20 protein-coding genes, 1 tRNA gene and 1 other RNA gene are annotated in these 21740 nt (G+C 69.5%); 17 read left to right on the top strand and 5 right to left on the bottom strand.

What is annotated here, in order from left to right:
* Positions 1-11 precede the first annotated feature (11 nt).
* The 8 genes from MUN76_RS00370 to MUN76_RS00405 all read left to right on the top strand — a co-directional run bounded on the left by MUN76_RS00370 (position 12) and on the right by MUN76_RS00405 (position 9726).
* Entirely contained in the window at positions 12-2054 is a 2043-nt protein-coding gene (locus MUN76_RS00370) for a bifunctional aldolase/short-chain dehydrogenase (protein WP_244686156.1), read from the top strand.
* Positions 2051-3478 (top strand): rhamnulokinase, encoded by a 1428-nt coding sequence (locus MUN76_RS00375; RefSeq protein WP_244686158.1) that lies wholly within the window; start codon positions 2051-2053, stop codon positions 3476-3478. Before MUN76_RS00370 ends, MUN76_RS00375 begins: the two co-directional genes overlap by 4 nt.
* Positions 3479-3486: 8 nt before the next feature.
* Positions 3487-4725 (top strand): alpha-hydroxy acid oxidase, encoded by a 1239-nt coding sequence (locus MUN76_RS00380; protein WP_244686159.1) that lies wholly within the window; start codon positions 3487-3489, stop codon positions 4723-4725.
* A gap of 152 nt (positions 4726-4877) precedes the next feature.
* Positions 4878-5249: a transfer-messenger RNA gene (gene ssrA, locus MUN76_RS00385) on the top strand.
* A 173-nt stretch (positions 5250-5422) separates the two neighbouring features.
* Entirely contained in the window at positions 5423-6940 is a 1518-nt protein-coding gene (locus tag MUN76_RS00390; protein WP_244686161.1) for an aminotransferase class I/II-fold pyridoxal phosphate-dependent enzyme, read from the top strand.
* A 5-nt stretch (positions 6941-6945) separates the two neighbouring features.
* On the top strand, positions 6946-7899 hold the full coding sequence (locus tag MUN76_RS00395) for a GlxA family transcriptional regulator (RefSeq protein ID WP_244688583.1): 954 nt from the start codon (positions 6946-6948) through the stop codon (positions 7897-7899).
* A 95-nt stretch (positions 7900-7994) separates the two neighbouring features.
* Positions 7995-8993 carry a type I glyceraldehyde-3-phosphate dehydrogenase gene (gene gap, locus MUN76_RS00400; RefSeq protein ID WP_244686163.1) on the top strand — a complete coding sequence of 333 codons (999 nt, stop codon included), beginning with the start codon at positions 7995-7997 and terminating at the stop codon, positions 8991-8993.
* 112 nt (positions 8994-9105) lie between these two features.
* On the top strand, positions 9106-9726 hold the full coding sequence (locus MUN76_RS00405; protein WP_346730400.1) for a TetR family transcriptional regulator: 621 nt from the start codon (positions 9106-9108) through the stop codon (positions 9724-9726).
* A 9-nt stretch (positions 9727-9735) separates the two neighbouring features.
* Here the strand turns inward: MUN76_RS00405 and MUN76_RS00410 are convergent, their stop codons facing one another.
* The 4 genes from MUN76_RS00410 to MUN76_RS00425 all read right to left on the bottom strand — a co-directional run bounded on the left by MUN76_RS00410 (position 9736) and on the right by MUN76_RS00425 (position 11430).
* Positions 9736-10137, bottom strand: coding sequence for a DUF3054 domain-containing protein (locus MUN76_RS00410; protein ID WP_244686167.1), 402 nt, complete (start codon positions 10135-10137; stop codon positions 9736-9738).
* Positions 10137-10952 (bottom strand): inositol monophosphatase family protein, encoded by an 816-nt coding sequence (locus MUN76_RS00415; RefSeq protein ID WP_244686168.1) that lies wholly within the window; start codon positions 10950-10952, stop codon positions 10137-10139. The genes MUN76_RS00410 and MUN76_RS00415 overlap by 1 nt, the downstream gene beginning before the upstream one ends.
* Before the next feature lie 62 nt (positions 10953-11014).
* Positions 11015-11087 (bottom strand) — tRNA-Lys (locus MUN76_RS00420).
* Between the two features lie 130 nt (positions 11088-11217).
* Positions 11218-11430, bottom strand: a complete 213-nt coding sequence (locus tag MUN76_RS00425; RefSeq protein ID WP_244686170.1) for a hypothetical protein — start codon at positions 11428-11430, stop codon at positions 11218-11220.
* A gap of 165 nt (positions 11431-11595) precedes the next feature.
* Here MUN76_RS00425 and MUN76_RS00430 point away from each other — a divergent pair, with 165 nt between their 5' ends.
* From MUN76_RS00430 to ilvC, 5 genes are all read left to right on the top strand, one after another.
* Positions 11596-11835 (top strand): hypothetical protein, encoded by a 240-nt coding sequence (locus MUN76_RS00430; protein WP_244686172.1) that lies wholly within the window; start codon positions 11596-11598, stop codon positions 11833-11835.
* A gap of 121 nt (positions 11836-11956) precedes the next feature.
* Entirely contained in the window at positions 11957-13651 is a 1695-nt protein-coding gene (ilvD, locus tag MUN76_RS00435; protein WP_244686174.1) for a dihydroxy-acid dehydratase, read from the top strand.
* 145 nt (positions 13652-13796) lie between these two features.
* Entirely contained in the window at positions 13797-15536 is a 1740-nt protein-coding gene (locus MUN76_RS00440) for an acetolactate synthase large subunit (RefSeq protein WP_244686176.1), read from the top strand.
* Between the two features lie 2 nt (positions 15537-15538).
* Positions 15539-16048 carry an acetolactate synthase small subunit gene (ilvN, locus tag MUN76_RS00445; RefSeq protein WP_244686177.1) on the top strand — a complete coding sequence of 170 codons (510 nt, stop codon included), beginning with the start codon at positions 15539-15541 and terminating at the stop codon, positions 16046-16048.
* A gap of 105 nt (positions 16049-16153) precedes the next feature.
* Entirely contained in the window at positions 16154-17170 is a 1017-nt protein-coding gene (ilvC, locus tag MUN76_RS00450; RefSeq protein WP_429953331.1) for a ketol-acid reductoisomerase, read from the top strand.
* Positions 17171-17317: 147 nt separating this feature from the next.
* On the opposite strand, the gene MUN76_RS00455 is transcribed toward ilvC, so the two are convergent.
* Positions 17318-18247: a hypothetical protein gene (locus MUN76_RS00455; protein ID WP_244686181.1), complete on the bottom strand. Its 930-nt coding sequence runs from the start codon at positions 18245-18247 to the stop codon at positions 17318-17320.
* A gap of 140 nt (positions 18248-18387) precedes the next feature.
* Between MUN76_RS00455 and MUN76_RS00460 the strand changes: the two genes are divergently transcribed.
* From MUN76_RS00460 to MUN76_RS00475, 4 genes are all read left to right on the top strand, one after another.
* On the top strand, positions 18388-18894 hold the full coding sequence (locus tag MUN76_RS00460) for a hypothetical protein (protein WP_244686183.1): 507 nt from the start codon (positions 18388-18390) through the stop codon (positions 18892-18894).
* Positions 18895-18899: 5 nt separating this feature from the next.
* The gene (locus tag MUN76_RS00465; RefSeq protein WP_244686185.1) at positions 18900-19217 is read left to right on the top strand and encodes a hypothetical protein; all 318 of its coding nucleotides are present in this window, start codon (positions 18900-18902) and stop codon (positions 19215-19217) included.
* Positions 19218-19311: 94 nt separating this feature from the next.
* The gene (gene serA, locus MUN76_RS00470; RefSeq protein ID WP_244686186.1) at positions 19312-20904 is read left to right on the top strand and encodes a phosphoglycerate dehydrogenase; all 1593 of its coding nucleotides are present in this window, start codon (positions 19312-19314) and stop codon (positions 20902-20904) included.
* 114 nt (positions 20905-21018) lie between these two features.
* Positions 21019-21501 (top strand): SRPBCC domain-containing protein, encoded by a 483-nt coding sequence (locus MUN76_RS00475; RefSeq protein ID WP_244686188.1) that lies wholly within the window; start codon positions 21019-21021, stop codon positions 21499-21501.
* Positions 21502-21740 lie beyond the last annotated feature (239 nt).

Raw genomic sequence — 21740 nt, forward strand, 5'->3', positions numbered from 1 at the left:
AAAGGCCGCCAATGACGCACACGGACCCCACCGCACAGGCACTCATCACCCGCTCGAACCGACTCGGCGCCGACAAGAAGAACACGAACTTCGCGGGTGGCAACACCTCGGCCAAGGGCGGTGCGACGGATCCCGTCACCGGTGAGTCCGTCGAACTCATGTGGGTCAAAGGCTCGGGCGGTGACCTCGGCACGCTGACGGAGGCCGGCCTCTCGGTGCTGCGCCTCGACCGCATGCGCGCGCTCGTGGACGTGTACCCGGGGCTCGACCGCGAGGACGAGATGGTGGCCGCGTTCGACTACTGCCTGCACGGCAAGGGCGGCGCGACGCCGTCGATCGACACCGCGATGCACGGCCTCGTGAACGTCGCGCACGTCGACCACCTGCACCCGGACTCCGGCATCGCGATCGCCACGGCCGCCGACGGCGAGGCGCTCACCGCGAAGATCTTCGGCGGCAAGGTGCTGTGGGTGCCCTGGCGCCGCCCCGGCTTCCAGCTCGGTCTCGACATCTCGGCGCTGCAGGCGGCTCACCCCGACGCGATCGGGTGCATCCTCGGCGGCCACGGCATCACCGCCTGGGGCGACACGAGCGAGGAGTGCGAGCGCAACTCGCTGTGGATCATCGACACGGCGGCGGCGTACATCGCCGAGCACGGTGCCGCCGAGCCGTTCGGCCCGGTCGTCACCGGCTTCGAGGCGCTGCCGGAGGCCGAGCGCCGCGCGCGTGCGGCGGCCCTCGCCCCGACGATCCGCGGCCTCGCCTCGCGCGACAAGCCGATGGTCGGCCACTTCACCGACGACGACGCGGTGCTCGACTTCCTGTCGCGCGAGAAGCTCGCGCAGCTGGCCGCACTGGGCACGAGCTGCCCGGATCACTTCCTGCGCACCAAGGTGCGCCCGCTCGTGCTCGACCTACCCGCCACGGCAACGGTCGACGAGCAGATCGCCCGCCTGCAGGAGCTGCACGAGGCGTACCGCGCCGACTACCGCGCCTACTACGAGGCGCACGCCGACGCCGACAGCCCGGCAATGCGCGGCGCGGACCCGCTAATCGTGCTGATCCCGGGAGTCGGCATGTTCTCGTACGGCGCGAACAAGCAGACCGCTCGGGTCGCGGGGGAGTTCTACCTCAACGCGATCAACGTGATGCGCGGCGCCGAGGCGCTCTCGACGTACGCCCCGATCAGCGACGCGGAGAAGTTCCGCATCGAGTACTGGGCGCTCGAGGAGGCGAAGCTGCAGCGGCTGCCGAAGCCGAAGTCGCACCAGGGCCGGATCGCGTTCGTGACCGGTGCCGCCTCCGGCATCGGCAAGGCCATCGCGACGCGGCTCGCGGCCGAGGGCGCGTGCGTCGTGGTCGCGGACCTCGATCTGGAGAAGGCGCGGGCCGCGGCGGCCGAACTCGGCTCCACCGACGTGGCGGTGGGCGTGGCGGCGAACGTCGCCGACGCCGATGCCGTGCAGGCCGCGATGGACGCCGCGATCCTCGCCTTCGGCGGCGTCGATCTCGTCGTGAACAACGCCGGACTCTCGCTCTCGAAGCCCCTGCTCGAGACGACGGAGCAGGACTGGGATCTGCAGCACGACGTCATGGCGAAGGGCTCGTTCCTCGTGTCGAAGGCGGCGGCTCAGGCGCTCATCTCCCAGGGCCTCGGCGGCGACATCATCTACATCTCCTCCAAGAACAGCGTGTTCGCCGGCCCCAACAACATCGCCTACTCGGCGACGAAGGCGGATCAGGCCCACCAGGTCCGACTGCTCGCGGTCGAGCTCGGCGAGCACGGCGTGCGCGTCAACGGCATCAACCCCGACGGTGTGGTGCGCGGATCCGGCATCTTCGCCTCGGGCTGGGGCGCGAACCGCGCCGCGACATACGGCGTGAACGAGGAGGATCTCGGCCAGTTCTACGCGAACCGCACGATCCTGAAGCGCGAGGTCGTCCCCGAGAACGTGGCCGATGCGGTCTACGTGCTCACCGGCCCCGAGCTCACCCGCACCACCGGACTGCACATCCCCGTCGACTCGGGTGTGGCAGCAGCGTTCCTCCGATGACCGCCACCCCGAGCGCCGTCGCGGCGGTCGACCTCGGCGCCACCAGCGGGCGAGTGATCGTCGGCCGTCTCGAGGACGGTGTGCTACAGACCCGGCACATCGCCCGCTTCGCGAACGACCCGGTGCACACCCCCGACGGCATGCACTGGAACCTGCTCGAGCTGTACCGCCAGGTCACCCTCGGGCTCGCGGCCGCCGAGCGCGAGGCACCCGGTGAGATCGCGAGCGTCGGGATCGACTCCTGGGCCGTCGACTACGGGCTGTTCCGAGGCGACCGCCTGCTCGGCACGCCGTATCACTACCGCGATGCCCGGAACGAGGCCGGTGTCGCTGCGGTCCACCAGCTCGTGAGCGCTGAGGAGCTCTACGCCCGCAACGGCCTGCAGCACCTCACGTTCAACACCCTGTTCCAGCTCGCGACCGAGGGGGAGATGCTCGCGTTCGCCGACCGTCTCCTGCTCGTGCCCGACCTGCTGAACTTCTGGCTCACCGGCGCCCAGGTCGCCGAGCGCACCAACGCCTCGACGACCGGGCTGCTCGACGCGCGCACCGGCGAGTGGGACCTGGAGCTCGCGGCGCGGCTCGGGATCCCGGCCGGCCTGCTGCCGCGGCTCGTCGACGCCGGCACCCCGATCGGCACCCTCAGCGCCGACGTCGCGCGCACCGTCGGCCGGGCGCTCGACGTCGTGGCCGTCGGATCGCACGACACGGCGTCGGCGGTGGTGGCGATCCCGAACTCGGGTCGCGACTTCGCCTACATCTCGTGCGGCACGTGGGGGCTCGTCGGCCTCGAGCTCGACGCCCCCGTGCTCACCGACGACGCCCGACGGGCGAACTTCACGAACGAGGGCGGCGTCGACGGCCGCACCCGGTTCCTGCACAACGTGATGGGGCTGTGGCTGCTCTCGGAGTCGCTGCGGCACTGGGAGCCCGGTGCCACCGACGCGCAGCGCTCCAGCCTGCTCGGCGAACTGCTCGCCGAGGCCGCGCGGGTGCCCTCCGACGTGCCGGTGTTCGACGTGAACGACCCGGCGTTCCTCCCCGCGGGGGACATTCCCGAGCGGATCCGGTCCTGGTACCGCAGGCGCGGCGAGCGGGTGCCCGAGACCCGGGCCGAGGTGGTGCGCTGCATCATCGAGAGCCTTGCCGAGGCCTTCGCGGAGGCCGTGCGGGAGGCCTCGCGTCTGGCTGACCACGACGTGTCGGTCATCCATCTCGTCGGCGGCGGCTCGCAGAACACCCTGCTGTGCCAGGCAACCGCCAACCGCTCCGGCCTGCGCGTCGTCGCGGGCCCCACCGAGGCCACCGCGATGGGCAACCTGCTGATCCAGGCCCGCGCGCTCGGCCAGCTCGCCCCGGAACTCGGGGCCGTCCGCGAGGTCGTCACGCGGTCGTCGCACGTCATCGAATATCTGCCCCGATAGGTCCCACCATGGTCACACGCCAATTCCCCAACCCCGCCGAGCTGCTCGATCTCATGCAGTTCAAGAAGCCGCAGTTCAACGGCAAGAAGCGCCGGCTCGACAGCGCGCTCACGATCTACGACCTGCGCGCCATCGCCAAGCGGCGCACTCCCGCGGCCGCCTTCGACTACACCGACGGATCCGCGGAGGGCGAGCTCTCCCTCTCGCGGGCACGCCAGGCCTTCGAGGACGTGGAGTTCCACCCGTCGATCCTGCGCGACGTCTCGAACGTCGACACGAGCACGACGGTGTTCGGCGGGCCATCCGCCCTGCCGTTCGGGATCGCCCCCACGGGCTTCACCCGGCTCATGCAGACGGAGGGGGAAATCGCGGGCGCCGGCGCGGCTGCGGCCGCCGGGATCCCCTTCACGCTGTCGACGCTCGGCACGACCTCGATCGAGGACGTGAAGGCAGAGAACCCGCACGGCCGCAACTGGTTCCAGCTCTACGTCATGCGCGAGCGCGAGATCAGCTACGGGCTCGTCGAGCGGGCCGCCGCGGCCGGCTTCGACACCCTGATGTTCACCGTCGACACCCCGGTCGCCGGTGCGCGCCTGCGCGACAAGCGCAACGGCTTCTCGATCCCGCCGCAGCTGAGCCTCGGCACCATCGCGAACGCGATCCCGCGCCCCTGGTGGTGGTGGGACTTCCTGACGACGCCCAAGCTCGAATTCGCCTCGCTGTCGACCACGGGCGGCACGGTCGGAGAGCTGCTCGACTCGGCGATGGATCCGTCGATCTCCTTCGAGGATCTGGAGATCATCCGCGGCATGTGGCCGGGCAAGCTCGTCGTGAAGGGCGTGCAGAACGTCGAGGACTCGAAGAAGCTCGCGGGCCTCGGGGTCGACGGCATCATCCTGTCGAACCACGGCGGGCGCCAGCTCGACCGCGCTCCGATCCCGTTCCATCTGCTTCCCGAGGTCGCCCGCGAGGTCGGCAAGGACACCGAGATCACGATCGACACGGGCATCATGAACGGGGCCGACATCGTCGCGTCGATCGCGCTCGGCGCGAAGTTCACACTCATCGGGCGCGCGTACCTCTACGGGCTCATGGCCGGCGGCCGCGCCGGGGTGGACCGCGCGATCGCGATCCTCGCCGACCAGGTCGTGCGCACCATGAAGCTGCTGGAGGTGTCCTCCCTCGAGGAGCTGACGCCCGCGCACGTCACGCAGCTCGAGCGTTTGGTGCCCCGCGCGCGGGGCTGAGCGTTCGGAGTACCACGGGGCTGGCCGGTGAGGCCGGCCCCGTGGTATTCTGGAGGGCCCGGCACAGTCGGGATTTGGTAATTCAACAGTGTGTGAAGTGAATGCCCTGCGCAGGGCGGCATCGGCGGTCACGTCGATGGGATCCTGCTCACGGGGCCGATCGGTTTCGACACGTCGATTTGAGACTGTGAGAAGCGGGTCGAGGACGCGGAGTTATCTCGTAAACGCTCTCCGCAAACAATAGGTGCTAACGCTAAGCGCACCGACTTCGCTCTCGCTGCCTAAGCACGAGACCGAGTCCGTCAGGCCGGGTGTGCCTCCGCCCCGGTTTCCTGGCGTCATTTAGGGGGCTTGCTGGTGCGTTGCGTCTCTGGGCGCACCGGGACTTTCACTGAGACTGGGCCTGTCGCACTAGGTGTTCGTGGCAAAGGGCGGGGCCGAGTAGAACGCAATCACGAACTACACTCGTAGAAGGCACGGAATCGTCGAAGTGGACCGGGGTTCGATTCCCCGCGGCTCCACGACGGGCGTCACCTCACACACGGCGATCGAGCACCGAAGGCCATCCGCGAGGGTGGCCTTCGGCGTGTCCGCCCCTTGTTGCGCGCCCGACCGGGTCGCTACGCTGGTGCTGTCCGGTGGATGCCCGCAACGCCCGCGTCCCAGCACGATTCGCACGCGAGCACTCGAGGAAGCATTGCAGTCACGTCGGTTCACCCACGAGGAGCATCTGAGCGCCCCCTACGCGGACGCGCTCGACGCGCACGCCGCGCGGTCGCCCCTCATGTTCATGGTGCCGAGCCACTCGGGCACGCACGAGGGGCTCTCCGAGGACTTGGCCGCCTTCGCCGGGGAGCGGGCGATCGAGATGGACATCCCGCAACTCGTGGACGGGATCGACTCGGGGGTCGACACCCCGTTCGACCGGGCCGAGGCGCTCGCCGCCGACGCCTGGGGTGCGGAGCGGTGCTGGTTCCTCGCGAACGGCTCGTCCCAGGGCAATCGCATGGCGATCGTCGCCGCGGCGGGGCTCGCGGTCGGCGACGGGATCGTGGCGCAGCGGAGCGCGCATTCGAGCCTGCTGGATGGCCTCATCGTGTCCGGTCTCACCCCGCACTTCGTCGACCCCAGCATCGATGATGCGCTCGGGATCAACCACGGGGTGACGCCCGAGCGCATCGCGGCCGCTCTCGACGCCGCGGAGGCGACCGGCTCGCGGATCGCGGCCGCGTACGTGATCTCTCCCAGCTACTTCGGCGCGGTCAGCGACATCCGCGGGCTCTCGGCGGTTGCGCACGCGCGCGGGATCCCGCTCATCGTGGATGCCGCGTGGGGGGCGCACTTCGGGTTCCACGATCGACTGCCCGCGTTCCCCACCGCCGAGGGCGCCGACATCGTGGTGACGAGCACCCACAAGATGGGCGGCAGCCTGAGCCAGTCCGCGATGCTGCACCTCGCCCCCGGGCCCTTCGCCGAGCGCCTCCGCCCCCTGCTCGAGCGCGCGCACCGGCTGACGCAGACCACCAGCGCCAGTTCGCTGCTGCTCGGTTCGCTGGACGTCGCGCGGCGCGCCCTCGTGACCCGCGCGGACCTCATCGAGCGGAGCATCGACCTCGCGCGCGGCTTCACCGTGTGGCTCCAGAATCATCCGGTCCTCGGCGCCGCGAGCGACTCCTTCGGCGCATTCCCCGACATCGTGGAGATCGATCCGCTCCGGGTGTCGGTGGACGTGAGTGCGCTCGGGATCTCGGGGTACGACGTGCGCTCCCGGCTCGCGCAGGAGTTCGGCATCTTCGTCGAGATCGCCACGGTCCGCGCCGTCGTCGCATTTTTCGGTCCGGGCAAGGACCTCGACACCGAGCGCCTCGCCGCGGCCCTCGACACGATCGTCGCGTCCGCCGGACGCGCGAGGGATGCGCGTGTCGACGACGACAGCTCCCGCGCGGCGCTGCGGCTGCCGCGGTCGGGGGAGCGCCGCATGAGCCCGCGTGATGCGTACTTCGCGGCGAGCGAGGTCGTGCCGTATACGGAAGCGGTCGGTCGGGTGTCCTCCGACTCGCTCGCGGCGTATCCTCCCGGCATCCCGAACGTCACCCCGGGCGAGACGATCGGCCTCGACACCATCGAGTTCCTCCGGTCGGTCGCGGCCTCCCCGATCGGGTACGTGCGAGGCGCGGTCGATCCCGCCGTCGACACGTTCCGGGTGGTGCGGTGACCTCGATCAGACGGGTCGCGGTGGTGGTGCGCGAGGGTGCCAAACCGCTCGACGTCGGGATCCCGGCCCAGGTCTTCGCGACCCGGGCGAGCATGCCCTACGAGGTGCGTGTCTGCGGCGTCGCGCCGGGGCTGATCCCGGGCGGCGACGGGCTGTCATACTCCGTGGACCAGGGGCTCGAGGCGCTCGAGGCGCTGCGGGCCGATGATCTCGTGTTCCTGCCCGGCACGCGGAAGCCCGATCGCGAGCGGCCGCCCGAGGTGCTGCTCGATGCCCTCATCGCCGCGCACGAGCGCGGAGTGCGGCTCGCGGCGATCTCGACCGGTGCCTTCGCCCTCGCGGCCACGGGTCTGCTCGACGGCAAGCGTGCGACGACCCACTGGCACTACGCACGCGCGTTCGCGGCGCAGTTCCCCGAGGTGCGGGTCGATGAGAGCGTGCTGTTCGTCGACGAGGGCTCGGTCCTGACGTCGGCGGGCGCCGCCTCCGGGATCGACCTCTGCCTGCACATCCTCCGCGCCGACCTCGGCATGTCGGCCGCGAACCACGCGGCGCGCCGGCTTGTCGCCGCGCCCTACCGCAGCGGCGGGCAGGGCCAGTACGTGCGACGCAGCGTGCCGGAGGCGCAGACCGGCGAGCGGCTCGCCGGCACGAGGGAGTGGGCGCTCCACCGGCTCCACGAGCCGCTCACCATCGCTCGCCTGGCCGCCCACGCCCGGGTCTCCGAGCGCACCCTGTCGCGGCGCTTCACGGAGGAGACGGGGTACACCCCCATGCAGTGGGTGATGCGCGCCCGGCTCGACCTCGCGCGGGAGCTGCTGGAGAACAGCGAACTGGGCATCGACGCGGTCGCCACGGCCGTCGGACTCGGCACCGGCGTGAACCTCCGACTCCACTTCCGACGGATCCTCGGCACCACCCCCTCGGAGTACCGCCGCACCTTCACCCGGGGCGAATAGCAACTTGGCGAGATCCTTTCGATAGGTGGCATTGGTGCCACTGGTACGGAGGGTTCCGATCGCGGGATCCTGGTGGCACAACAGAAAGGGCGGTCATGAGCGGTCGTATTGCAATCAACGGGTTCGGGCGAATCGGCAGGGGGGTGCTGCGTGCACTGCTCGAGCAGTCGAGCGACCTCGAACTCGTCGCCATCAACGACCTGACCGATGGCGCCGCACTCGCGCAGCTCTTCAACTTCGACTCGGTGTACGGTCGGGCCGCGACCCGCATGCACGTCGAGGGCGACGAGCTCGTCGTGGGCGACCGCCGCATCAAGATCCTCGCCGAGCGCGATCCGTCGCAGCTGCCCTGGGGTGAGCTCGGGATCGATGCGGTGCTCGAGTCGACCGGACGCTTCACCAAGGCGAAGGACGCCCGCCAGCATCTCGAGGCCGGCGCGCGTCGGGTGCTCGTCAGCGCGCCCTCCTCGGGCTCCGACGTCACGCTCGTGCGCGGGGTGAACGAGGACGCGTACGTGCCGAACAGTCACTTCGTGATCTCCAACGCCTCCTGCACCACCAACGCCCTTGCGCCGCTCGCCCAGGTGCTGCACCAGCTCGCGGAGATCGAGCAGGGGTTCATGATGACGGTGCACGCGTACACGCAGGATCAGAGCCTCGTGGACGGCCCGCACTCGGATCCGCGTCGCGCCCGCGCCGCCGCGCTGAACATCGTGCCCTCGTCGACGGGCGCGGCTCGTGCGATCGGCAAGGTGCTCCCCGAGCTCGACGGCAAGCTCAGCGGCGATTCGATCCGCGTGCCGGTGCCGGTCGGCTCCATCGTCGAGCTGACCGCCGTGGTCGGCCGCGACGTGACCGTCGACGAGGTCCGCGCGGCGTACCGCGAGGCGGCCGAGGGTCGTCTGCGCGGGATCCTCGAGTACTCCGAGGATCCGCTCGTCTCCTCCGATATCGTCGGCAACCCGGCGTCGTCGGTGTTCGACTCGGAGCTCGTGCGCGTGGAGGGTCGGCTCGTCAAGGTGTCGTCCTGGTACGACAACGAGTGGGGCTTCTCGAACCGCGTCGCCGAAACGCTCGCGAAGCTCGCGAACTAGTCTCAGGTGGGGCGGGCGCTGTGCCCGGCGTGCGCCCCACCTGTGTGTCCCTCCGGGATCTGCGGACGCGGGCCGCATCCGAGCTGGACACTTCTCCCATACGATGGAGCGCATGACCAGCCCGACGCCCCGCGCCAGGAAACGGCCGGAGGAGCGTCGCGCGGAGATCCTGCAGGAGGCGTCGCGCATTGCGCTCGACGACGGCCTCGAGCGGATCACCCTCCGCGCCGTGGCGGACCGCCTCGCGGTGCGGCCGGGGCTCATCAGTCACTACTTTCCCGCGGCCGAGGATCTCGTCGCGGCGGCGTTCGCCCGTGCGGTCACGGGGGAGCGGGAGCGGCTGTTCTCGACCGCCGGCGGCCCCACGGAGCGGCTCGCGCGGCTCGTGCGCCGGGTGACCACGGGCGAAGCCGATGATCTGGCCCGACTGTGGCTGAACGCCCGGCATCTCGGCCGCTTCAGTGCCGTACTCGCCGGTGTGCTCGCCGAGCAGGAGGCCGTCGACCGGGAGCGCATGCAGGCGCTGATCGAGGCGGGGGTCGCCGCGGGGGAGTTCCGCACCGGGGATCCGTTCGCGGCGTGCGTCCGGATCTTCGTCGCCATCGACGGATTCTCGGTGTACGTCAACGCCTCGGATACGTTCGAGGAGCCCGCCTACACCCGGTTCGTCAGCGACGTCTGCGAGTGGACGCTCGGGCTCCCGCCCGGGTCGCTGCTGCGGGATCGCGCGTAGCGGGGGCTCTCAGGCCCTCGGCGCGCGAAGCCGCAGGATCAGCGCCGCGATGAGGCGCCAGCCGACGAGGAGCAGCGCCAGCGTACCGATCGAGACGAGCACAAACGGCAGCGCGGTGCCGGCGCCCGTGATGGCGCGGAGCAGCAGCCCGATCCCGACCGTGCCGATCCAGACGGGCACACCGGAGCGCACCGGGGCGAGCGGATGCTGCGAGATGCGCGCCGACACCCACGTGATGAGGAGGCCGAGGAGGAACGGCCAGGCGGTCTCGAGGAGGCCGAGGAGCGTCGCCTCGCGCGCGTGACTGCTGCGCCCGAGCCCCGCGAACAGGAGAACGAGCGCCGCATCACCCGCGAGCGCAAAACCAGCGGCCCGCGACCAGCGGCCGGACCGCGCGGAGCCCGCGGGCATCAGACCACCCCGGCGCCGGGCCGGGCCGCCGCGACCACGTCGATCACGGCCGCGTGCAGCCGTCCGTTGGTCGCGAGGGAGCTCCCGTTCCACGCGGTCTCCGCGCCGTCGATATCCGTGAACCGCCCGCCGGCCTCGCGCACGATCGGCACGAGCGCGGCGAGATCGTAGGGCTTCACGTCGAATTCGGCGACCACGTCGAGGAGCCCCTCGGCGAGCAGCATGTACGACCACATGTCGCCGTACCCGCGATCCCGCCACACGGCGCGGCTGAGCGCGATGAGCGGCTCCAGATAGCCCGCGAGGTCCCACTGCTGGATGCTCTGGAAGCTGAGCGACGCGTGCTCGAGCTCGGGCACCCCGGAGACGGCGAGCCGCCGCGGGACCTCGCCCGCCTTCTGCCCCCAGGATCCGTGCCCGATCTCGGCCCACCAGCGCTCCCCGAACGCGGGCGCCGAGACGACGCCGACGCTCGGTTCACCGGCGACCTCGAGGGCGATGAGGGTCGCCCAGTTGGGGACGCCGCGCAGGAAGTTGGACGTGCCGTCGATGGGGTCGAGGATCCAGCGGCGCTCGCCGCGCTCCTCGCGGCCCGACTCCTCGCCGAAGAAGCTGTCGCCGGGGCGCTCCGCCGCGATGCGCTCGCGGAGCGCGTCCTCGACGGCGCGGTCCGCATCGGTGACGAACGTGCGGTCGGGTTTCGTGTCGATCGTGAGATCCGCGGCCCGGAACCGGGGGAGCGAGATGCGGTCCGCGAGGTCCGCGAGTTCGAGCGCGAATGCCAGATCGGCAGAGGGGGCGGTGGGCTGCTGCATGGGACCTCCGGTCGCGTGGGACACGAAAGGCCCGGGATCGTAACGACCACGGGCCTTGCCGGTGCGCCCCCTGGGACTTGAACCCAGAACCCATTGATTAAGAGTCAATTGCTCTGCCAATTGAGCTAGAGGCGCCTGCTGCTCGCTGAGCAACATAGCAACGTTAGCATGGGGCGCGAGCCGCTTCAAATTCGGGCGGGAACTTCCGCGTCTCCCGCGCGTGTCGCGCATCAGGGGGCGCCGCGCGGGCCGCCCGATCTACCCTCTAACGGCGGGACTTGAGCTCGCTCTCGTACTCGGTATCGGTCTCCTGCATGGCCACGCTCGCGATCGCGAGGGCGAGACCCGCGAGCCAGACGCCCCACACAAGCAGGCGGCGCCAGTCATTGCGCATGCCCTGCGTCTTGCGGGCGGTGCCGAGGGCGCCCGCTGCGGCCCCGATGACCCCGGGGTTGGTCACGTACTTGCCGATCGACACGAGGACTCCTTCGCTGAGACGGTGTGACCCCAGCCTAACGCCCCGCCATGCGATACGCTGGGTCCGTCACCCGGGCGGCCGGATGCATCGTGCGCGCACGGTGGCCCAGGCCGAGGACCGGGGCTCACGACGTACCGGACACGAACCACACGAGGAGAGGCCAGGATGGCGAAGCAGAATACCCAGGGGCTGTTCGAAGAGAGCTCGCAGGGCGCGGTGAGCGCCGTGACCGCGGTGGTGTTCGTGCTCTCGATGGTGCTCGTGGTGGGCGGCTTCATCCTCATGAGCTACGGGATCCAGCCGAGCCTCGGTGCGGCGGAGCTCTGGGTGTTCGCCGGCGGTCTCGCCGCCACCATCATCGGCTTCGTGGTGCCGTTCACGCTGCTGCCCGCCATCGGGAAGTAAGCGACGGATCCGAGCGGCGCCGCGGGGCGATAGCCCGGCGGCGCCGCTTCGTCGTTCCCGCCCCGGCCGCGCCGGTCCATCGTGACCGCTCGAGCATGTGGCGTGGGCATAGAATGGGACAATGGCAGAGATCGACATCAAGCCGCGTAGTCGCGACGTCACCGACGGGATCGAGAAGGCCGCTGCGCGCGGCATGCTCCGTGCAGTGGGCATGGGAGATGAGGACTGGGACAAGCCCCAGATCGGCATCGCCAGCTCCTGGAACGAGATCACCCCCTGCAACCTGAGCCTGGACCGGCTCGCGCAGGGCGCGAAAGAGGGCGTGCACTCGGGCGGCGGGTACCCGCTCCAGTTCGGCACCGTCTCCGTCTCCGACGGCATCTCGATGGGTCACGAGGGCATGCACTTCTCGCTCGTCTCCCGCGAGGTCATCGCCGACTCCGTCGAGACGGTCATGATGGCCGAGCGGCTCGACGGCTCCGTGCTGCTCGCCGGCTGCGACAAGTCGCTCCCCGGCATGCTCATGGCCGCGGCCCGACTCGATCTCGCGTCCGTCTTCCTGTACGCCGGATCGATCGCACCCGGCTGGGTGAAGCTCACCGATGGCACCGAGAAGCAGGTCACCATCATCGACGCCTTCGAGGCGGTCGGCGCGTGCAAGGCCGGCACCATGAGCGAGGAGGATCTGAAGCGCATCGAGTGCGCGATCGCTCCCGGTGAGGGCGCCTGCGGCGGCATGTACACCGCGAACACCATGGCGTCGATCGCCGAGGCGCTCGGCATGAGCCTGCCCGGCTCGGCCGCACCGCCCAGCGCCGACCGCCGTCGCGACTACTTCGCCCATCGCTCCGGCGAGGCCGTCGTCAACATGCTCCGCCTCGGCATCACCGCCCGCGACATCATGACCCGCAAGGCGTTCGAGAACGCGATCGCGCTGCTCATGGCCTACGGCGGATCGACGAACGCCGTGCTGCACCTGCTCGCGATCGCTCGCGAGGCCGAGGTCGACCTCACGCTCGAGGACTTCAACCGCATCGGCGCGAAGGTGCCCCATCTCGCCGACATGAAGCCGTTCGGCAAGTACGTGATGGCCGACATCGACCGCCACGGCGGTGTGCCCGTCGTGCTGAAGGCGCTGCTCGACGCAGGCCTCCTGCACGGCGACGTCATGACCGTCACCGGCAAGACCATGGCCGAGAACCTGGCCGAGCTGAACCCCGACCCGCTCGACGGCGACGTGGTGCACACGCTCGATGATCCGATCCACGCCACGGGCGGCCTGACGATCCTCCACGGCACGCTGGCGCCCGAGGGCGCCGTCGTGAAGACCGCGGGCTTCGACGCCGAGCTCTTTGAAGGCCCTGCGCGGGTGTTCGAGCGCGAGCGGGCGGCGATGGACGCGCTGACCGAGGGCAAGATCGGCAAGGGCGACATCGTCGTGATCCGGTACGAGGGTCCGAAGGGAGGACCGGGAATGCGCGAGATGCTCGCGATCACCGCCGCCATCAAGGGCGCAGGGCTCGGAAAAGATGTACTACTATTGACGGACGGACGATTCTCAGGCGGCACAACCGGCCTGTGCATCGGCCACATTGCCCCCGAGGCCACCGATGGCGGTCCGGTGGCTCTGGTGCGCGACGGTGACCTGATTCGGGTTGATATCGCCTCCCAAACGCTCGATCTGCTGGTAGACCCCGCCGAGCTCGCGGCCCGTCGAGAATCCTGGGCCCCGCTTCCCCCGCGCTACACGCGCGGCGTGTTGGCAAAGTACGCCAAGCTCGTCCGCTCCGCCTCCGAGGGCGCGATCACGGGCTAGTCCTGTTGCGCCTGCGCAGCAGGCCCCTGGTGTTGCCACGCCGCGGCGTGAACCGCCCCATCCTCAACTGAGAAAGCCAGACATGACCTCGGAATCGAGTGCAGTGCCAGTTCAATCAACAGCCGCCGAACCGCGTGGGGAGCGGATGACCGGTGCCCAGGCGGTCGTCCGCAGCCTTGAGGCGCTCGGTGTCACCGACGTCTTCGGGCTTCCCGGCGGCGCCGTGCTGCCGCTCTACGACGCGCTCATGGACGCGTCGGATCTTCACCACGTCCTGGTCCGCCACGAGCAGGGCGGCGGGCACGCCGCCGAAGGCTTCGCGGCGGCCGGGGGCAAGGTCGGCGTCTGCATCGCCACCTCCGGCCCCGGAGCGACGAACCTCGTGACGGCGATCGCCGACGCCTACATGGACTCGGTGCCGCTGCTCGCGATCACCGGCCAGGTGTTCTCGCACCTCATGGGTTCGGACGCGTTCCAGGAGGCCGACATCGTGGGGATCACGATGCCGATCACGAAGCACTCCTTCCTGGTGACCCGCCCTGAGGAGGTGCCGGGCGCGATCGCCGCGGCCTACCACCTCGCCTCGACGGGGCGGCCGGGACCGGTGCTCGTCGATATCACGAAGGACGCCCAGGAGGGCCTCGTCGACTTCGTGTGGGATCCGCGGGTCGATCTCGCGGGGTACCGCCCGATCACCAAGGCGAACAGCAAGCAGATCCAGGCGGCCGCCGACCTCATCTCGCAGGCGCAGCGACCGGTGTTCTACGTCGGCGGCGGTGTGGGCCGCGCCGGTGCCTCCGAGGAGCTGCTCCAGCTCGTCGAGCTCGTCGGCGCTCCCGTCGTGACCACCCTCATGGCGCGCGGTGTCTTCCCCGACTCGCACCCGCAGCACCTCGGTATGCCCGGCATGCACGGCACGGTGCCCGCGGTGCTCGCGCTGCAGGAGTCGGACCTGCTCATCACGCTCGGCGCGCGCTTCGACGACCGCGTCACCGGCAAGGCGGCGCTGTTCGCCCCCGACGCCAAGGTGATCCACGCCGACATCGATCCGGCCGAGATCGGCAAGATCCGCGCGGCCGATGTGCCGATCGTGGGCGACGCCGCCGAGGTGATCGCGGACCTCATCGCCGCGGTCTCGACCGCGAAGGTGAGCCGCGAGTGCGCGATCATCTCGCCGTGGTGGGAGCGCCTGCACCTGCTGCAGGAGAAGTTCCCGCTCGGCTACCAGCCGACGAGCGACGGTCTCCTCTCCCCGCAGCACGTGATCCAGCGCATCGGTGAGCTCACCGGCCCCGAGGGTGTCTACGCCGCGGGCGTCGGCCAGCACCAGATGTGGGCCGCCCAGTTCATCAAGTACGAGCGTCCGAACGCGTGGCTCAACTCGGGCGGTGCGGGCACCATGGGCTACGCGGTCCCCGCCGCGATGGGCGCCAAGGTCGCAGAACCGGACCGCGTCGTGTGGGCGATCGACGGCGACGGCTGCTTCCAGATGACGAACCAGGAGCTCGCCACCTGCGTGGTGAACAACATCCCGATCAAGGTCGCGATCATCAACAACTCGTCCCTCGGCATGGTGCGGCAGTGGCAGACCCTCATCTACGACGGTCGCTACTCGAATACCGAGCTGAACACGGGCCACGGGAGTGCGCGCATCCCCGACTTCGTGAAGCTCGGCGACGCCTACGGCTGCCTCGCGATCCGCGTCGAGCGCGAGGATCAGATCGATGACGCGATCCGCCTCGCCCTCGAGACGAACGACCGGCCCGTGGTCATCGACTTCGTCGTGAGCTCGGATGCGATGGTGTGGCCGATGGTCCGCCAGGGCACCTCGAACAGCGACATCCAGTACGCCCTTGAGCACGCCCCCGAGTGGGAGGAAGAGTAGAGATGAGCCGTCACGTACTCAGCCTCCTCGTGGAGGACAAGCCGGGTCTGCTGACCCGCGTGGCCGGGCTGTTCGCCCGTCGTGGATTCAACATCGAGTCCCTCGCCGTCGGCCCGACCGAGATGCGCGGTCTGTCGCGGATCACGGTGGTCGTGGACGAGGACGAGACACTGCTCGAGCAGGTGACGAAGCAGCTCAACAAGCTCGTCAACGTCATCAAGATCGTCGAGCTGGAGGAGTCCAGCTCGGTGCAGCGCGAGCACGTGCTCATCAAGGTCCGCGCCGACAACCAGACGCGCTCGCACGTGCTCGAGGCGGTCAACCTGTTCCGAGCCCGCGTCGTCGACGTGGTGCCCGACGCGCTCACCATCGAGGTGACGGGCGACACCGGCAAGATCGACGCCTTCCTGAAGGTCCTCGAACCCTACGGGATCAAGGAGATCGCCCAGTCCGGGCTCATCGCGATGGGCCGCGGATCGAAGTCCATCACGGAGCGCGTCTTCAAGAACTAGCGGGATCGCACCGATCCCGTGTCACACCCGGCCGCTTCCCGCGGCCCGCACCACCGACCAGCATTCCCCGCACCACACAACGAAGGAGAGTCACACGTGGCTGAGATGTACTACGACGCCGACGCTGATCTGTCGATCATCCAGGGCAAGAAGGTGGCCGTCGTCGGCTACGGCTCGCAGGGCCACGCGCACGCAATGAACCTGCGCGACTCGGGCGTTGAGGTTGTTATCGCGCTCAAGGAGGGCTCGAAGTCGATTCAGAAGGCCGAAGAGGCTGGCTTCACGGTGAAGACTGTGGCCGATGCTGCCGAGTGGGCCGACCTGATCATGGTGCTCGCACCCGATCAGCACCAGCGCACCATCTACAATGAGTCGATCAAGCAGCACCTCACCTCGGGCAAGACGCTCGCGTTTGCTCACGGCTTCAACATTCGCTTCGGTTACATCGAGACGCCCGAGGGTGTTGACGTGATCCTTGTGGCCCCCAAGGCCCCGGGCCACACCGTGCGCCGCGAGTTCGAGGCTGGCCGCGGCATCCCCGACATCATTGCCGTTGAGGTTGACGCCTCGGGCACCGCGTGGGAGACCGCAAAGTCGTACGCAAAGGCCATCGGTGGCACCCGCGCCGGCGTCATCAAGACGACCTTCACCGAGGAGACCGAGACCGACCTGTTCGGCGAGCAGGCCGTGCTCTGCGGCGGCACCTCGCAGCTCGTGCAGTACGGCTTCGAGACGCTGACCGAGGCCGGCTACCAGCCCGAGATCGCCTACTTCGAGGTGCTGCACGAGCTCAAGCTCATCGTGGACCTCATGTGGGAGGGCGGCATCGCCAAGCAGCGCTGGTCGGTCTCCGACACGGCCGAGTACGGCGACTACGTCTCCGGCCCCCGCGTCATCGACGCGCGCGTCAAGGAGAACATGCAGGCCGTGCTCGCCGACATCCAGTCGGGCGCGTTCGCGAAGCGCTTCATCGAGGATCAGGACAACGGTGCCACCGAGTTCATCGAGCTCCGCACCAAGGCCGAGCAGCACCCGATCGAGAGCACCGGCCGCGAGCTGCGCAAGCTCTTCGCCTGGAAGCAGACCGATTCGGACTACGTCGACGGCAGCGCGGCGCGCTAGTCGGTTCGAACGCACGAAGGGCCCGGGGATCACTCCCCGGGCCCTTCTGCGTGTTGGGTGTGCAGTTGCGCACGCGATTGCCCGGAAACGGGTGCGCAACTGCACACCGAATGCCGGGGTGCGGCTCAGTCGCGGCCGGGGGAGCCCTTACTCCGTGGTGACGTCGGTCGTGTCGTCGGTCGAACCTGTATCGGTCGAGTCGGTGTCGGTCGAGTCCGTCTCGGTCGTGCCGGCCGGAGCATCGTCCGCGGGGGCGTCCACGGTCTCGGCGACTGCCGCCACCTCCGCCTCGGTGTAGCCGCAGTAGTTCACCGCTTCGCTCTCCCAGCGCTTCGTGAGCCGGTCCTTGCCCGCCTCGTGCGCCGCGGCGACGGTGCCGCTATAGATCGTGCCGTCCTGCGACTCCTTGTTGACGTCCGGCACCGCCTCGCAGACGTGGAAGACGCCGCCGCTCTTCGTCCAGAAGACGAGGTCCTCTCCGGTGAGCTGCTGCACGATGTTCGTCTCCTCGGCGTACTGCTCCTGCGAGGGTGACTGATACGAGATGCCGAACGCGGTGGCGATGAGCAGCACGACGATCCCGATCCCGCCGGCCACCGCCTTCTGCTTGCCATCCATGTTCTTGTTGAGGAAGATCAGGATGATGAGCGGCAGGAACGACACGATCGCCATGATCGCGCCGAGCTGATTCTGCACGAAGAACCGCACCGTGTCGGCCTTCGACGCCGGATCGAGGCGATTCGCCTGCTTCCAGCAGAGCGATCCTGTGACCGACAGCGCACCGGTGACGACGATGGCGCCGATGAGCAGCCACATGTTGACCGGCACTTGCTTGAGGATCCAGAAGATCGCGAACGCCTGCACGCCGATGGCGAGCACCCACACGATCCAGGAGATCACGCGAAGGCGGGTGGCCTTGGCTTTCGCCTCCGGTTCCGGGGTCCAGACCGGGCCCGCGTCCTCCCCGGTGCTCCCGGCGGACCCTGCAGCGGATCCCGAGCGGGACGTCTGCTTCGTCGCCTTCGCGGGCTTCGGAGACTCGACGCGAACGACCTTCTTCTTCGGAGCTTCTGACACGCGCGGCTGCCTTCCCTTGGAGTGTCCCCGGAGCGTGGACGATGGCAACAGCTTAGTGGGGCCGGTCGGACGGGGTCCACGCACCGGCCGGCGGTCCCTCTCTCGGCTGCTCCGGAGGACGGCGTCGGTAGGCTGGATCCATGCGAAAGAAGACGGCGCGGGAGGCGCGCGACAGTGCCCTCGCCAGCGGGTGGCGGGTCGAAGCGGGGGAGGATCCGATCGCGGACGCACCGCATCAGCCGGTGGGCGCGGGCGCGGCGAAGCGCGAGGATCCGGCGTCGCCCGAGGGCTCGGACGGGGTCGAAACCGCAGCGGTCGAGCCGACTGAGGGATCCCCGGCGATCAGCAACGGCGCGCTCGTGGCGCTCGGCGTCTTCGGGGGGCTGTACCTTCTCTATACCTGGGGTTGGTTCATCGTGGCCCAGGCCTACTCCGAGGTCAATGCCTACGCCGCTGCGGGAAGCGGATCACTCGGCGGGGCGCTCCAGCAGATCGTGTTCTGGGCGGCACCGCTGGCTCCGGCGCTCTGGTTCTTCGTCGCGCTGGTCGTGAGTCGCGGCGGTCGCACGAAGCGTCTCGCGCTGGTGCTGTTCATCGGAGCGATCGTGCTGATCCCGCTCCCCATGCTGATCGCCCGGGGAGGCTGACCGTGGTGAGAATCGTGAGCGCCTGGATCGCAGGCGTGCTGCTCGGCGCGCTGTACCTGTACGCGGCCGTCGCGGCCGTCGGCAACGTGCTCGGCATGATCGGACTGGCGGGAGCTCTCGGCACCGGGCTGAGCGCCACCGGATGGCTGTGGCTCGTGCTCGGCGTGCTGATCCCGCTGGTCGTCTTCGGCCTCGCGCTGTGGCTCGGTCGTCGCCGCACGGCCTGGACCCGGATCCTGCTGCTCGCAGCCGGGATTGCCGTCGTCGCAGCGTTGCAGATCGACGTGATGCACGTGATCCCCGAATCGTCATATTTCGCGTAGCGCGCGAGGCGTCGCTCGAGCGGCGATAGACTGGTGACCTGCGTGCCTACGGCGCGTGAATGTTTCTGTCGCTGAGCCCCGAAGGAACCGTCTGATGCCTGCGCCGGTCGTGCTGATCGCCGAACAACTGTCTCCCGCAACGATCGCCGCTCTCGGCCCCGACTTCGAGGTGGTGAACGTCGACGGCACCGACCGCGACGCACTGCGCTCGGCGTTGCAGGGTGCCGATGCGGTGCTCGTGCGATCCGCCACCCAGATCGACGCGGAGGCGCTCAGCTGGGCCCCGCGTCTCAAGATCGTCGCGCGTGCCGGCGTCGGCCTCGACAACGTCGACATCAAGGCGGCCACGCAGGCCGGCGTCATGGTCGTGAACGCGCCGACCTCGAACATCATCAGTGCCGCCGAACTGACGGTCGCGCACATCCTCGGGCTCGCCCGGCACCTGCCGCGCGCGCACGCCTCGCTGTCGGCGGGGGACTGGAAGCGCTCCTCCTTCACCGGCATCGAGCTGTACGAGAAGACCGTCGGCATCATCGGGCTCGGCCGCATCGGCGCACTGGTCGCCGAGCGCCTCCGCGGCTTCGGGGTCGAGCTCATCGCATTCGACCCCTACGTCACGGCTGCTCGCGCGCAGCAGCTCGGCGTGCAGCTGGTCTCGCTCGAGGAGCTCGTCGCGCAGGCCGACTTCCTCACGATCCACATGCCACGCACGCCGGAGACCCTCGGCATGATCGGCGCGGAGCAGCTCCGCGCGATGAAGTCGACCGCCTACGTGGTGAACGTCGCGCGCGGCGGCCTGATCGATGAGGCCGCGCTCGCCGAGGCGCTGGCCGCCGGTGAGATCGCCGGGGCGGCGCTCGACGTCTTCGTGCAGGAGCCGCCGGCCGATACGTCGCTCACGGGCCTGCCCACCGTCAACGTCACGCCGCACCTCGGCGCCTCGACGGAGGAGGCCCAGGAGAAGGCGGGAGTGTCGGTCGCGAAGTCCGTCCGCCTCGCACTCGCGGGCGATCTCGTGCCCGACGCCGTCAACGTCGCGGGCGGTGTCATCGACGAGTACGTGCGTCCGGGGCTGCCGCTCACCGAGAAGCTCGGCCAGGTCTTCGCGGGCCTGTCGAACGGCGCGATCGCCTCGCTCGACATCGAGGTGCACGGCGAGCTCGCCGAGCGCAACGTCGAGGCCCTCCGTCTCGCCGCGCTCAAGGGCGTGTTCTCGAAGGTCGTGAGCGATCCCGTCTCCTACGTCAACGCTCCGCTCCTCGCCGAGCAGCGCAACGTCGAGGTGCGCTTCACCACCGACACCGTGGCGGAGAGCTACCGCAACGTCATCACACTGCGCGGCGCACTGACCGACGGCACCCAGGTCTCCGTCTCGGGCACCCTCACCGGACCGAAGCAGATCGAGAAGATCGTGGAGGTCAACGGCTACGAGGTCGAGCTGCCGATCCCGGAGCACCTCATCGTCTTCAGCTACACGGACCGGCCCGGGATTGTCGCGAGCTACGGCAAGCTGCTCGGTGACGCGGGCGTGAACATCGCCGGTCTGCAGATCGCGCGCGACGAGAAGAAGGGCACCGCGCTCTCGGTGCTCTCGGTCGACGGCCCGGTCGCCGACGACATCATCAACGCGCTCGGCGAGGCCATCGGGGCCGAGGGACTGAGCCGGATCGAGATCGACGCGCTGTAACCCGCTCGACCGCCGCAGCGGCCTCGCACCGGATCGGTGGGGGCCGCTGCGGCGTATCGGGGGTGTGGTCTGCCGGGGTGTTGTGTGTGGGCGGCAGCGGGTAGCCTGGGCGCCATGAGTCGCACCGAAGCCCTCTCCGAACTGCAGTTCACGGTGTCCGGGTTCATCGCCCGCCCGCCCGCCGAGGTGTTCGAGGCCGTCGCGGATCCCGCGCAGCTGAGCCGGTACTTCACCACCGGTGGCGCCGAGGGGCGTCTCGAGGCCGGTGCGGACGTCCAGTGGGACTTCGCCGACTTCCCGGGGGCGTTTCCGGTTGAGGTCGTCGCCGTCACGGCTCCGGCGCGCATCGTGATCCGCTGGGACGGGGACACCTCGACAATTCTCAACGGCGCCGAGCGCACGGAGGTGGAGTTCGTGTTCCGCGCCGTCGACGGCGGTGCGCGGACCGAGGTGAAGATCTCCGAGCGATCCTGGCGCCCGACGGTGGGCGGAGCGGAGGCCGCCTTCGGCAACTGCATGGGCTGGACCGGGATGCTGGCCGCTATGAAGGCCTGGCTCGAGCACGGGATCGTGCTGCGCGACGGGTTCTACGCCTAGCCCCGTGCGCTCCTGGGCTGTCAGGGGCCGCGGTGCTATCCTGATCGGGTGGGCGACTGCCCACACCCCAAGAGGAACCGAGCACGTCGACTGGCGGGCTGGTCTTCGGTGGTGGATCCCTCTCCCGATCATGCGCACTCGAGCCGTGATCTGCAGGGTGGCCTTCTACTGTTGATCAGCGCCTGCGGTCGCCGCAGCGTCCTAGGCTGCCGGTCGCGCGCTCACGTATGTGAGGAGAA

The sequence above is a fragment of the Leucobacter rhizosphaerae genome (genome assembly GCF_022919175.1).
In the GTDB taxonomy this organism is placed as follows: Bacteria; Actinomycetota; Actinomycetes; order Actinomycetales; family Microbacteriaceae; genus Leucobacter; species Leucobacter rhizosphaerae.

Coding starts and splice junctions, on each gene's coding strand:
- MUN76_RS00475 (WP_244686188.1), top strand. CDS start 21,019: ATGAGTCGCACCGAAGCCCTCTCCGAACTGCAGTTCACGGTGTCCGGG.
- MUN76_RS00410 (WP_244686167.1), bottom strand. CDS start 10,137: ATGCCCGCGGGCTCCGCGCGGTCCGGCCGCTGGTCGCGGGCCGCTGGT.
- MUN76_RS00415 (WP_244686168.1), bottom strand. CDS start 10,952: ATGCAGCAGCCCACCGCCCCCTCTGCCGATCTGGCATTCGCGCTCGAA.
- MUN76_RS00440 (WP_244686176.1), top strand. CDS start 13,797: ATGACCGGTGCCCAGGCGGTCGTCCGCAGCCTTGAGGCGCTCGGTGTC.
- serA (WP_244686186.1), top strand. CDS start 19,312: ATGCCTGCGCCGGTCGTGCTGATCGCCGAACAACTGTCTCCCGCAACG.
- MUN76_RS00430 (WP_244686172.1), top strand. CDS start 11,596: ATGGCGAAGCAGAATACCCAGGGGCTGTTCGAAGAGAGCTCGCAGGGC.
- MUN76_RS00370 (WP_244686156.1), top strand. CDS start 12: ATGACGCACACGGACCCCACCGCACAGGCACTCATCACCCGCTCGAAC.
- ilvC (WP_429953331.1), top strand. CDS start 16,154: ATGTACTACGACGCCGACGCTGATCTGTCGATCATCCAGGGCAAGAAG.
- gap (WP_244686163.1), top strand. CDS start 7,995: ATGAGCGGTCGTATTGCAATCAACGGGTTCGGGCGAATCGGCAGGGGG.
- MUN76_RS00380 (WP_244686159.1), top strand. CDS start 3,487: ATGGTCACACGCCAATTCCCCAACCCCGCCGAGCTGCTCGATCTCATG.
- ilvN (WP_244686177.1), top strand. CDS start 15,539: ATGAGCCGTCACGTACTCAGCCTCCTCGTGGAGGACAAGCCGGGTCTG.
- MUN76_RS00405 (WP_346730400.1), top strand. CDS start 9,106: ATGACCAGCCCGACGCCCCGCGCCAGGAAACGGCCGGAGGAGCGTCGC.
- ilvD (WP_244686174.1), top strand. CDS start 11,957: ATGGCAGAGATCGACATCAAGCCGCGTAGTCGCGACGTCACCGACGGG.
- MUN76_RS00460 (WP_244686183.1), top strand. CDS start 18,388: ATGCGAAAGAAGACGGCGCGGGAGGCGCGCGACAGTGCCCTCGCCAGC.
- MUN76_RS00375 (WP_244686158.1), top strand. CDS start 2,051: ATGACCGCCACCCCGAGCGCCGTCGCGGCGGTCGACCTCGGCGCCACC.